The sequence below is a fragment of the Stenotrophomonas sp. STEN020 genome (assembly GCF_056760195.1).
Genome location: NZ_JBRREI010000087.1, coordinates 1 through 11,603, shown reverse-complemented (window position 1 = coordinate 11,603; position 11,603 = coordinate 1). Strand labels below are relative to the sequence as shown.

The following is an 11,603-nucleotide window of genomic DNA, read 5'->3' as shown; positions in this document are numbered from 1 at the left end:
ATCACGCGCTGGCCCGACGTAGGCGGTGTCCCCGTTTGCGCTCGTTTCCTCCGCTGCCCCTCGCCGCCCCCGCCCCCCCGCCCCACTACAGGACGAAAAAAAACAGGCGCCTTTCGGCGCCTGTTTTCGTTTTAATCCAAGGCCAACACTCAGCCCTTGATCACACCCAGCTCCAACCCAATCCGGGTGAAGGCATCGATCGCACGGTCCAGGTGCGCGCGGCTGTGGGCGGCGCTGATCTGGGTGCGGATGCGGGCCTGGCCCTTGGGCACCACCGGGAAGAAGAAGCCGATCGCATAGATGCCTTCTTCCAGCAGACGCTGGGCGAACTTCTGTGCCAGCGGTGCGTCATACAGCATCACCGGGCTGATCGGATGCACGCCCGGCTTCACGTCGAAACCCGCCGCGGTCATCTTTTCGCGGAAGTAAGCGGTGTTCTCGCGCAGCGTTTCTCGCAGGTCATCGGCGGCAGCCAACATCTCGAACGCCTTGATGCCGGCAGCAACCACATGCGGCGGCAGCGAGTTGGAGAACAGGTAGGGGCGCGAGCGCTGACGCAGCAGTTCGACGACTTCGGCGCTGGCGCAGGTGAAACCGCCCAGTGCGCCGCCCATGGCCTTGCCCAGGGTGCCGGTGATGATGTCGATCTTGTCGAGCGCGCCCTTCACTTCGGCCGAGCCACGGCCTGTGGCACCGAGGAAGCCAGTGGCATGGCATTCGTCGATGTGCACCAATGCGCCGTACTTCTTGGCCAGCGCGGTGATCTCATCGAGCGGAGCGATGAAACCGTCCATCGAGAACACGCCGTCGGTGGTGATCAGCTTGGTCTTGCAGCCAGCGGCATCAGCGGCCTGCAGCTGTGCTTCCAGATCGGCCATGTCGCAGTTGGCGTAGCGGAAACGCTTGGCCTTGCACAGGCGCACGCCATCGATGATGGAGGCGTGGTTCAGCGCGTCGGAGATGATCGCGTCGTTCTCGCCCAGCAGCGGCTCGAACAGGCCGCCGTTGGCATCGAAGCAGGCGGCGTAGAGGATGGTGTCGTCCTTGCCGAAGAACTCGGCAATCTGCTTTTCCAGCTGCTTGTGCAGGTCCTGGGTGCCGCAGATGAAGCGCACCGAGGCCATGCCGAAGCCATGCGTGTCCAGCGCATCCTTGGCCGCCTGGATCAGGTCCGGGTGGTCGGCCAGGCCCAGGTAGTTGTTTGCACAGAAATTCAACACCGTGCGGCCGTCGTCGAGGGTGATCTCGGCGGACTGCGGGCTGGTGATGATGCGTTCGGACTTGAACAGCCCCTGCGCGCGGATGGCGTCCAGTTCCTCGGCGTAGTGCCGGGTCAGCGGGGAGGTGTTCGCGGTTTCGGTCATGGCTGCAGGGTCTTGCGGTGGAGAGGAGCGGCAATTTTAGCCTCCCGCGTGTTTTGGCGCTGGCGTCATGCGCAAAGGCTATAAGCGCGGCGGGCTAAGTCATTTCTCGGTAATGGGTGTGCACCCGCAGCATCGACTGCACACCCACCCACCAGGAGACACTGATGACCCTTACACGCCCCCCATTCACCCTGCCATCCAGGAAGCTGTTGTCCCTCAGCCTGGCCCTGGCGGCGTGTGGGGCGGGGTCATCGGCGCAGGCGCAGCAACTCACCGTCGAGCAGTTGCAGGAGCGCCTGCAGCGATTGGAGCGGCTGGCCGGCGTCAGCGATGGGGCAGGCGAAGGCGTAGGCCTGGCCGATCTGGACCAGCGCCTGCGCATCCTCGAGCGCCGCCTTGAACTGGCGGAAGAAGAGCGGGTTGCCGCTGCCAAGGCCGCACCGAAGATCGCCATCGACCAGAAGGGTGCCTCGTTCAAATCCGGCGATGGCAACTACGAGCTGAAGCTGCGCGGCCTGCTGCAGGGCGATGCCCGCCTGTTCCTGGGCGGCGACGCCAACCAGAACGACACCTTCCTGCTGCGTACCGCACGGCCCACCCTGGAGGGCTCGCTGGGCAAGCTGGTGGCCTACCGCTTCACTCCAGAGTTTGCCGGTGACAGTGCCAGCATCGTCGATGCCTATGCCGATCTGCGTTTCGATCCTGCCTACACGGTACGCGTCGGCAAGTTCACCTCGCCGGTCGGTCTGGAACGGCTGCAGTCATCTTCGGCACTGGTCGATGTGGAGCGCGCGTTGGCCAGCGAACTGGCGCCGAACCGCGACCTGGGTGTGCAGCTGCAGGGCGAAGTGGCCAAGGGCAAGTTCAGCTATGCGCTGGGCGTGTTCAACGGCACCGTCGATGGCCGCGATGCGGTTACCAGCAATCCGGATGACAACTTCGAATACGCCGGCCGCGTGTTCTTCGAGCCACTCAAGGGCAGTGACAGCGCGTGGGCAGGACTGGGCTTCGGCCTTGGTGCAAGCACGGGCGAGAAGCATGGCAGTGGCAGCAACTTCCTGCCGCGATATCGCACGCCAGGGCAGGCCACGTTCTTTGCTTATCGCAGTGCAGTGACTGCCGATGGCGAACACCGCCGCTGGTCGCCGCAGGGCTGGTTCTACCGCAATGGGCTGGGCCTGCAGGCCGAGTACATCGCCTCGGAGCAGGAGGTTGCGCGCAACGGCATCCGCAAGCGCTTGGACAACCGGGCTTGGCAGGCTACCGCCAGCTATGTGCTGACCGGTGAGGATGCGAGCTATCGCGGGGTCACGCCTTCACATCCCTTTGGAGCAAACGGTGGGCACGGCGCGGTGGAACTGACCGCGCGCTACGGCGAACTGCAGATCGATGATGCCGCGTTCCCGTTCTATGCCGATCCAGCGGTGTCGGCCTCGCAGGTCCGCTCGTGGACGGTGGGTGCCAACTGGTATCTGACCGCCAATCTCAAGCTGGCGACCAACTATCTGCACAGCAGTTTTGATGCGGCTTCCGCTGGCGCGAAGTTGCCTGATGAAAAAGCTGTTTTCTCGCGCCTGCAAGTTTCCTTCTGACGGAGAGCCCTCATGACCCATTCCTATGTTTCCCGCCTTGCTACCGCAGCACTGGCCTTCGCCCTGACCTTGAGTGCCGGCGCCGCGTTTGCGCGCGACGTGCAGCTGCTCAACGTTTCCTACGACCCGACCCGCGAGCTGTACCGCGATTTCAATGCCGCCTTCGCCAAGCACTGGAAGGAAACCAAGGGCGACAACGTCACCATCGAAACCTCGCACGGCGGCTCCGGCAAGCAGGCGCGTACGGTGATCGATGGCATCGAGGCCGACGTGGTTACCCTGGCGCTGGCCTATGACGTGGACGCGATCGCCGACAAGGCCAAGCTGCTGCCGGCCAATTGGGAACGCCGTTTGCCGGAAAACAGCGCGCCCTACACCTCGACGATTGTGTTCCTGGTGCGCAAGGGCAATCCCAAGGGCATCCGCGACTGGCCGGACCTGCTGCGCAGCGGCGTATCGGTGGTAACGCCAAACCCGAAGACCTCCGGCGGTGCACGTTGGAATTATCTGGCCGCCTGGGCCTACGGTGATCACATCTTCAAGGGCGACCGCGACAAGATCCTGAACTACATGCGAGCGCTGTTCCGCAATGTGCCGGTGCTCGATACCGGTGCGCGTGGCGCCACCACCACCTTCGTCCAGCGCGGTATTGGTGATGTGCTGCTGGCCTGGGAAAACGAAGCCTTCCTCGCCCAGGAAGAACTGGGCCCGGACAAGTTCGAAATCGTGGTGCCGAAGCTGTCGATCCTCGCCGAGCCGTCGGTGGCCTTGCTGGACCGCAACGTCGACCGTCACGGCACCCGTGATGTCGCCCAGGCCTATCTGCAGTACCTGTACTCGCCGGAAGGCCAGCGCATCGCCGCGCGTCACTACTACCGTCCACGCTCGCCGCAATACGCAGCACCGGCCGATGTGGCGCGCTTCCCGCAGGTACAGCTGGTCACCATCCGCAGTGCTTTCGGTTCATGGGGCAGGGCGCAGGCCGAGCACTTCGCCGACGGCGGCGTCTTCGATCAGATCCAAGCGAGCAAGTAGACCGTGTCAGCAACCGCACAAACACTGCAGCCGCGTGTGCGAAGCCAACGCCGGGTACTCCCCGGCTTTGGTCTTGGTATGGGCATCACCTTGTTCTGGTTGGGGCTGATCGTCCTGATCCCGCTGCTGGGCGTATTCCTGAAAGCGGCAGGGTTGGGCCCGGGCGGCATCTGGCAGATCTGGACCGAACCGCGCGTACTGGCCGCGCTGCGCTTGAGCTTCGGCACCGCTTTTGCGGCGGCCGCGTTCAATACCGTGATGGGCACGTGGGTGGCGTGGGTATTCGTGCGCTACAACTTCCCTGGCCGGCGCCTGTTCGACGCAATGATCGATCTGCCGTTTGCCTTGCCCACCGCCGTCGCCGGCATCGCCTTGACTGCGTTGTATGGCGGCCAGGGCTGGATCGGGCAATGGCTGGAGCCGCTTGGCATCAAGGTGGCGTACACGCCGCTGGGCATCGTGGTGGCCTTGGTGTTTGTTGGCCTGCCGTTCGTGGTGCGGATCGTGCAGCCGGTGTTGGCTGAAGCCGAGCGCGAGTTCGAGGAAGCTTCGGCAACGCTCGGCGCCACACGTTTCCAGACCATCGTGCGAGTAGTGCTGCCGAGCCTGTGGCCGGCGATGCTGACCGGCTTTGCGTTGGCTTTCGCGCGCGGGGTGGGTGAGTACGGCTCGGTGATCTTCATTGCTGGCAACATGCCCAGCGTCACCGAGATCGCACCGCTGCTGATCACCATCCGCCTGGAAGAGTTTGACTACGCCGGTGCCACCGCGATTGCCGGGGCGATGTTGTTGCTGTCGTTCGTGCTGCTGCTCTTGGTCAATACCTTGCAGGCACGGCTACAACGCAGGGGCGCGCGATGAACGAGTTGGTGTCGGAGTTGTCGGTGAGCATGGACCGTAGTGAGCGTGTGGCCAAGCCGCAGCAGGTGACCAGCGAACCGCGCTGGGTGCAGGTGCTGCTGATTCTTGGCGCACTTGGCTTTTTGTTGTCGTTCCTGTTGCTGCCGCTGGTGCTGGTATTCGTCGAAGCACTGCGTGGTGGTGCGCTGGCGTTCTGGAATGCGATCAGCGATCCGGATGCCTTGTCGGCGATTCGCCTCACGCTATTGGTGACGGCAATAGTCGTGCCGCTGAACCTGATCTTCGGTGTGGCAGCGGCATGGGTGGTGAGCAAGCACAGCTTCCCGGGCAAACGCTGGCTGGTGACCCTGATCGATCTGCCGTTCTCGGTATCGCCGGTGGTGGCGGGACTGGTCTTCATCCTGCTGTTCGGTCGCGATGGTTGGTTCTGGCCGATGATCGAGGACGGGTTGCGCCTGCACCTGCCGGTGCTGGGCGAAACCCTGCTGCAGCTGCCACGCATCGTGTTTGCGATACCCGGCATCGTGCTGGCCACGGTATTCGTCACCTTCCCCTTCATCGCCCGCGAACTGATGCCGCTGATGGAGCAGCAGGGCAGTGATGAAGAACTGGCAGCGCTGACCCTGGGTGCCAATGCCTGGCAGATGTTCTGGAAGGTGACCTTGCCGAACATCCGTTGGGGCCTGCTGTACGGCGTGCTGTTGTGCAGTGCTAGGGCGATGGGTGAATTCGGCGCGGTGTCGGTGGTGTCCGGGCATATCCGTGGACGTACCAATACGCTGCCGCTGCACGTGGAGATTCTCTACAACGAATACGCCTACAGCGCAGCTTTTGCCTGTGCCTCGCTGCTGGCTGCCACTGCCTTGCTGACGCTGGTGGTGAAATCTTTCCTGGAGTGGCGCCACGGTCAGTCGTTGGCCGCCGCCCATCGTCATTGAGGTCGCAATGAATATCCGCATACACAACCTGGGCAAGCAGTACGGCACGTTCCCGGCGCTGGACGGCGTCAGTCTGGATATCCGCAGTGGTGAGTTGCTGGCGCTGCTGGGTCCATCAGGCTCAGGCAAGACGACCTTGCTGCGCGCGCTGGCCGGACTGGAACATCCCGAGCGTGGCGAAATCCTGTTCGATGGTGAGGACGCCACCGGTTTGAGCGTGCAGGCGCGACGTGCTGGCTTCGTGTTCCAGCATTACGCCTTGTTCAAGCATCTGGACGTGCGCCGCAACATCGCCTTCGGGCTGGAAGTGCGACGTGGTGCCGAGCGCTGGCCGAAGGCGCGTATCGACGCCAAGGTCGATGAATTGCTGGCGCTGGTACAACTCGACGGGCTGGGTGGGCGCTACCCTGCGCAGCTGTCCGGTGGTCAGCGGCAGCGCGTGGCGCTGGCCCGCGCGCTGGCGATCGAGCCGCGCGTGCTGCTGCTGGATGAACCCTTCGGTGCGCTGGATGCACAGGTGCGTCGCGATCTACGCCGTTGGCTGCGCGAACTGCACGACCGCACCGGGCTGACCACGGTGTTCGTTACCCACGATCAGGAAGAGGCGCTGGAGCTGGCCGACCGTGTTGCCATCCTCAACCGTGGCCGCATCGAGCAGGTGGGTACGCCGGGCGAGGTCTATGACCAACCGGCGTCGCCCTTCGTCTATGGCTTCGTCGGTGAGGCCAACCGGTTGCCGGCACGTGCGCACGGGCAGACGCTGGAAGTGGCCGGTGCACAATGGCCACGCACCAGCGCAGTGCCGGAGGGCGAGGCGCTGGAGGTATTCGTACGGCCTGAGGATCTGCTGGTCGAGGCCGATGGCCACTGGCAGGCCACGGTCGGGCTGGTGCAGCGCAGTGGCCCACGCCAGCGTCTGCGCGCACGCCTGGCTGGCGCAACTACCGAGTTGGAAGTGGAGTTGCCAGCCGATGCGCCGGCTTATGCGGCCGGCCAGTCAATCCGGCTCGGGGCCCGTCGTTACGGGGTCTTTCCAGCAGCAGTGGGCTGAATAGGGCGGGGCTTCGCGGTTGGGGTGAAATAGATGTTGCATCGCAATATAATTGCGGTTAAATATTTGTGAATCGGGATTTGTCCTATCCCGATGCCCCCACTTCCTGGAGAGATCTGCATGATGCACAACAAGCGTCTTGTCGCCGTGGCCTGTGCCGCCCTGTTGTCCGTTCCGTTTGCCGTCAGCGCCCAGGAGAGTGAGGAGTCCACCTCTCCGTTCAGTGCCAGCTTCGGCGTGACCACCGACTACGTGTTCCGTGGTGTGTCGCAGACCGACAACGAGCCGGCTTTCCAGGCGGGCGCCACCTACACCGCACCGTTCGGCCTGTATGCCACCGTGTGGGGTTCCAACGTCGATTTCGGCGAAGGCGGCCCGAACTTCGAAGTCGATTACAACATCGGCTGGAGCAAGGACCTGTCCGACAGCTGGAACCTGGATCTGGGCGTAAACCGCTATACCTACACCAGCGCTTCCAGCGACTACGGTGACATCGATTACAACGAATACCTGGCCAAGGTGACCTGGACCGGCCCGGTGGTTGTCAGCGGCCTGTTGGGCTACGCCGACGATTACAGCAACAGCGGCGCCGAGCAGATCTACGCCGGCCTGGATGCCAGCTACGAGATCGGCAACGGTTTCTCGGTCGGCGCATCGGCCGGTTACACCACGATCAAGGCTGACGCCAACGAATGGCCGCGCCGTTCGGATTACTTCGATGGCTCGGTGTCGGTGTCCAAGGCCTTCGGCCCGGCCACGGCCAGCCTGGGTTACTACGACACCTTCGGCTCGGATGCTGCCGACCTGCGTCGCGGCTCGGACACCTACAAGCCGGGCGTGGTGTTCAGCGTCTCGGTCGACGTGCCCTGATCCAAATGTGATGCAAAAAGAAAAAGGCGCCGAAAGGCGCCTTTTTCCGTAGTGCCGACCCATGGTCGGCAATGGGCATTACCGGTGACGCCAATGCCGACCATGGGTCGGCACTACCGATTCCGCCTGAGCTCAGTTCCAGCTCAGCACAACCTTGCCGGCCTTGCCCTGTTCCATCAGGTCGAAACCTTCCTGGAAACGGTCCACCGGCAACTGGTGGGTCATCACCTTGCCCAGCGGGAAACCGCCCAGCACCAGCTGGGTCATCTTGTACCAGGTCTCGTACATCTTGCGGCCGTAGATGCCCTGCACGGTCAGGCCCTTGAAGATGATCTTGTCCCAATCGCAACCAGCGCCCTTGGGCATGATGCCGAGCATGGCGATCTTGCCGCCGTGGTACATGCAATCGAGCATGTCGTTGAAGGCGCGCGGGTTGCCGCTCATTTCCAGGCCGACGTCGAAGCCTTCCATGTGCAGCTCGGCCATCACGTCCTTCAGCGACTGGTTGGCGACGTTGACCACGCGCGTGGCGCCCATGTCGGCGGCCAGCTTCAGGCGGAAATCATTGACGTCGGTGACCACCACGTTGCGCGCACCGATGTGCTTGCAGATGCCGGCGGCAATGATGCCGATCGGGCCGGCACCGGTGATCAGCACGTCTTCGCCGATCACGTCGAACTCCAGCGCACAATGCGCGGCGTTGCCGTAGGGGTCGAAGAACGCCGCCAGCTCGGACGGGATCTGGTCCGGGATCGGCCACAGGTTGGTGGCCGGCATCACCATGTATTCGGCGAAGGCACCGTTGACGTTGACGCCGATGCCGACGGTGTTCGGGCACAGGTGCTGGCGGCCGCCACGGCAGTTGCGGCAATGGCCGCAGACGATGTGGCCTTCGGCCGAGACGCGCTGGCCGATTTCATAGCCGGTCACGCCCGGGCCGATCTCGGCGATCCGGCCGACGAACTCGTGGCCGATGGTCAGGCCCGGCTTGATGGTGCGCTGGCTCCACTCGTCCCACAGGTAGATGTGCAGGTCGGTGCCACAGATGGCGGTCTTTTCCAGCTTGATCAGCACCTGGTTCGGGCCCGGCGTAGGTACCGGCACCTCTTCCATCCAGATGCCCTTGGTCGCTTCGCGCTTCACCAGCGCCTTCATCGTCTGTGCCATTGCAGGAGACCGCAGTGTGAGGAAAGTGCGCGATTATAAGCTTTCAGCCGTAACCGCCCGGTACTGACCGATGGCAGGGGAGGTGGACGGTTACAACGGCTACAATCGGCGCTTCCAAACTTTCGGATGTGCGTAATGCGCGTGAATTTTCTTGCGTTTTCCATCGTTGCCGGCCTGGGCCTCGCGCAGACCGCGCACGCCGCCGAAGGCATGTGGGTGCCGCAGCAGCTGCCTGAAATTGCCGGCCCGCTGAAGCAGGCCGGTCTGAAGCTGGACCCGCAGCAGCTGGCCAACCTGACCGGCGACCCGATGGGCGCGGTGGTTGCGCTGGGCGGCTGCACCGCCAGCTTCGTTTCGCCGCAGGGCCTGGTGGTGACCAATCACCACTGCGCCTACGGCTCGATCCAGCTGAACTCCACGGCCGAGAAGAACCTGATCAAGGACGGCTTCAACGCGCCGACCCTGAAGGACGAACTGAGCGCTGGACCGAACGCCCGTATCTATGTGCTGGACGACATCACCGATGTCACCGCGCAGGCCAAGGCCGCCATCGCTGGCGCCGGCAACGACCCGCTCAAGCGCACCCAGGCGCTGGAAGCCTTCGAGAAGCAGGCCATCGCCGCCTGCGAAACCGACGACGCCTACAGCTGCACCCTGTACAGCTTCTCCGGCGGCAACACCTACCGCCTGTTCAAGAACATGGAAATCAAGGACGTGCGCCTGGCCTATGCGCCCCCGGGCAGCGTCGGCAAGTTCGGCGGTGACGTCGACAACTGGATGTGGCCGCGCCACACCGGCGATTTCTCGTTCTACCGCGCCTACGTCGGCAAGGACGGCAAGCCGGCCGCATTCGCCGCCGACAACGTGCCGTACCAGCCCAAGCATTGGCTGAAGCTGGCTAACCAGCCGCTGGGCGAGGGTGATTTCGTGATGGTGGCCGGTTACCCGGGCCGCACCGACCGCTATGCGCTGGTCAGCGAGTTCGAGAACACCGCCACCTGGACCTACCCGTCGATCGCCAAGGCCTACAAGGACCAGATCGCGATGGTCGAAGCGGCCAGCAAGAACAACCCGGACATTGCGGTGAAGTACGCTGCCAGCATGGCCAGCTGGAACAACACCAGCAAGAACTACGACGGCCAGTTGGACGGCTTCAAGCGCAACAACGTGCTCGGCCAGAAGCAGGCTGCGGAAACCGCGGTGCTGGAATGGCTGCGCGGCCAGGGCGCTGCCGGCAAGCCGGCGCTGGATGCGTTCGCGCAGTTGCAGACGCTGGGCCAGCAGTCGCGCATGAACCAGGCGCGTGACCTCAACCTGGCCATGCTCAACCGCACCGGCACCTTGGGCACCGCCGTGCGCCTGTACCGCCTGGCCATTGAAAAGGCCAAGCCGGACGCACAGCGTGAAGAGGGTTACCAGGAACGCGATCTGCCGGCCATCGAAGGCGGCCTGAAGCAGATGGACCGTCGCTACGTGCCGGCCATGGATCGCCAGTTCCAGCAGTACTGGCTGCAGCAGTATGTGCAGCTGCCGGCCGGCCAGCACCTGTCGGCGTTCGACAAGTGGATCGGCGGTGTGGATGCCAAGGCGGTTGATGCAACGGTAGCGCGTCTGGACGGCTCCAAGCTGGGCAGCCTGGACGAGCGCCTGAAGTGGTTCGGTGCTGACAAGGCGGCGTTCGAAGCGAGCAATGATCCGGCCATCCAGTACGCCGTGGCAGTGATGCCGGCGCTGCTGGAGCTGGAGCACCAGCGCAAGCTGCGCATGGGCGAGGAACTGGTGGCACGTCCGCTGTTCCTGCAGGCCATTGCCGATTACAAGAAGACCAAGGGCGAGTTCGTTTACCCGGACGCCAACCTGTCGCTGCGTATCACCTTCGGCAACGTGAAGGGTTACACCGGCCTGGACGGCAAGGTGCAGGAAGCCTTCACCGACCTGGAAGGCATCGTCGCCAAGGAAACCGGCAAGGACCCGTTCGATTCGCCGCAGGCGCTGATCGATGCGGTCAAGGCCAAGCGTTACGGCGGCTTCGAGGACAAGCGTATCGGCAGCGTGCCGGTGAACTTCCTGTCCGACCTGGACATCACCGGCGGCAACTCCGGCTCGCCGGTGCTGGATGCACACGGTCGCCTGGTTGGTCTGGCGTTTGACGGCATCTGGGAATCGGTCGCCAGCAACTGGGTGTTCGATCCGGTGATGACCCGCATGATCTCGGTCGACGAGCGTTACATGCGCTGGATCATGCAGGAAGTGGCACCGGCCCCGCAGCTGCTGAAGGAAATGGACGCCGCCTCGAAGTAAGTTCGAGTTGCGTAGTTGATAAGGAAGCCCGGACGGGAAACCGTCCGGGCTTTTGTTTTGCGCGCAGCGAAAGGCTTTGTAGGAGTGGCGTCAGCCGCGAAGCCGATAGCATTGAAATCACCGGCATGCCCGCAACCGGGTGGATCCGTTGCTTTGCGGCTGACGCCGCTCCTACGTTTGGTATTGCCGGTAAAGCCTCTGCCGAGCATGGCTCGGCACTACGCTCTTGCCCCCTCCCTTTCGCGCAGCGAAGGGGAGGGCTGGGGCGGGGTTGGCTCTTCGCCGACTGACTCAGCCATGCCTTCGCGACTGTAGTGGGGGGGGCGGGGGCGAAGCCGGGGGCGTGGTCACGGAAACAACCGACCCCAGCAGGCAGAAGCCCACCCCACACCACGCGCCCGGTCCGCCCCCCCCCCCCGAAGAG

At 63.8% G+C, this 11,603-nt stretch carries 9 protein-coding genes; 7 read left to right on the top strand and 2 right to left on the bottom strand.

The annotated features are described in order from the left end of the window. Positions 1-149 precede the first annotated feature (149 nt). Positions 150-1,364, bottom strand: coding sequence for a glycine C-acetyltransferase (gene kbl, locus ACVOLZ_RS21365; RefSeq protein ID WP_481517883.1), 1,215 nt, complete (start codon positions 1,362-1,364; stop codon positions 150-152). Between the two features lie 164 nt (positions 1,365-1,528). Between kbl and ACVOLZ_RS21360 the strand changes: the two genes are divergently transcribed. From ACVOLZ_RS21360 to ACVOLZ_RS21335, 6 genes are all read left to right on the top strand, one after another. Beyond that, positions 1,529-2,956, top strand: a complete 1,428-nt coding sequence (locus ACVOLZ_RS21360) for an OprO/OprP family phosphate-selective porin (protein ID WP_481517882.1) — start codon at positions 1,529-1,531, stop codon at positions 2,954-2,956. Between the two features lie 12 nt (positions 2,957-2,968). Beyond that, positions 2,969-3,991 (top strand): sulfate ABC transporter substrate-binding protein, encoded by a 1,023-nt coding sequence (locus tag ACVOLZ_RS21355; RefSeq protein ID WP_481517881.1) that lies wholly within the window; start codon positions 2,969-2,971, stop codon positions 3,989-3,991. A gap of 24 nt (positions 3,992-4,015) precedes the next feature. Next, positions 4,016-4,852, top strand: a complete 837-nt coding sequence (gene cysT / locus ACVOLZ_RS21350) for a sulfate ABC transporter permease subunit CysT (RefSeq protein ID WP_481517884.1) — start codon at positions 4,016-4,018, stop codon at positions 4,850-4,852. Then, on the top strand, positions 4,849-5,790 hold the full coding sequence (gene cysW / locus ACVOLZ_RS21345; protein WP_481517880.1) for a sulfate ABC transporter permease subunit CysW: 942 nt from the start codon (positions 4,849-4,851) through the stop codon (positions 5,788-5,790). The genes cysT and cysW overlap by 4 nt, the downstream gene beginning before the upstream one ends. Positions 5,791-5,797: 7 nt before the next feature. Further along, a complete protein-coding gene (locus ACVOLZ_RS21340; protein ID WP_481517879.1) occupies positions 5,798-6,841 on the top strand; it encodes a sulfate/molybdate ABC transporter ATP-binding protein in 1,044 nt (347 codons plus the stop codon). Positions 6,842-6,961: 120 nt separating this feature from the next. After that, the gene (locus ACVOLZ_RS21335; protein WP_481517878.1) at positions 6,962-7,711 is read left to right on the top strand and encodes a TorF family putative porin; all 750 of its coding nucleotides are present in this window, start codon (positions 6,962-6,964) and stop codon (positions 7,709-7,711) included. Between the two features lie 132 nt (positions 7,712-7,843). On the opposite strand, the gene tdh is transcribed toward ACVOLZ_RS21335, so the two are convergent. Further along, positions 7,844-8,878 (bottom strand): L-threonine 3-dehydrogenase, encoded by a 1,035-nt coding sequence (tdh, locus tag ACVOLZ_RS21330; RefSeq protein WP_303749069.1) that lies wholly within the window; start codon positions 8,876-8,878, stop codon positions 7,844-7,846. A 135-nt stretch (positions 8,879-9,013) separates the two neighbouring features. Between tdh and ACVOLZ_RS21325 the strand changes: the two genes are divergently transcribed. Then, a complete protein-coding gene (locus ACVOLZ_RS21325) occupies positions 9,014-11,179 on the top strand; it encodes a S46 family peptidase (RefSeq protein ID WP_481517877.1) in 2,166 nt (721 codons plus the stop codon). The last annotated feature ends 424 nt before the right edge of the window (positions 11,180-11,603 follow it).

Excerpts from the sequence above, each read along its gene's own strand:
- ACVOLZ_RS21340 (WP_481517879.1), top strand. The coding sequence starts at position 5,798 with ATGAATATCCGCATACACAACCTGGGCAAGCAGTACGGCACGTTCCCG.
- cysW (WP_481517880.1), top strand. The coding sequence starts at position 4,849 with ATGAACGAGTTGGTGTCGGAGTTGTCGGTGAGCATGGACCGTAGTGAG.
- ACVOLZ_RS21360 (WP_481517882.1), top strand. The coding sequence starts at position 1,529 with ATGACCCTTACACGCCCCCCATTCACCCTGCCATCCAGGAAGCTGTTG.
- ACVOLZ_RS21355 (WP_481517881.1), top strand. The coding sequence starts at position 2,969 with ATGACCCATTCCTATGTTTCCCGCCTTGCTACCGCAGCACTGGCCTTC.
- ACVOLZ_RS21335 (WP_481517878.1), top strand. The coding sequence starts at position 6,962 with ATGATGCACAACAAGCGTCTTGTCGCCGTGGCCTGTGCCGCCCTGTTG.
- ACVOLZ_RS21325 (WP_481517877.1), top strand. The coding sequence starts at position 9,014 with ATGCGCGTGAATTTTCTTGCGTTTTCCATCGTTGCCGGCCTGGGCCTC.
- kbl (WP_481517883.1), bottom strand. The coding sequence starts at position 1,364 with ATGACCGAAACCGCGAACACCTCCCCGCTGACCCGGCACTACGCCGAG.
- tdh (WP_303749069.1), bottom strand. The coding sequence starts at position 8,878 with ATGGCACAGACGATGAAGGCGCTGGTGAAGCGCGAAGCGACCAAGGGC.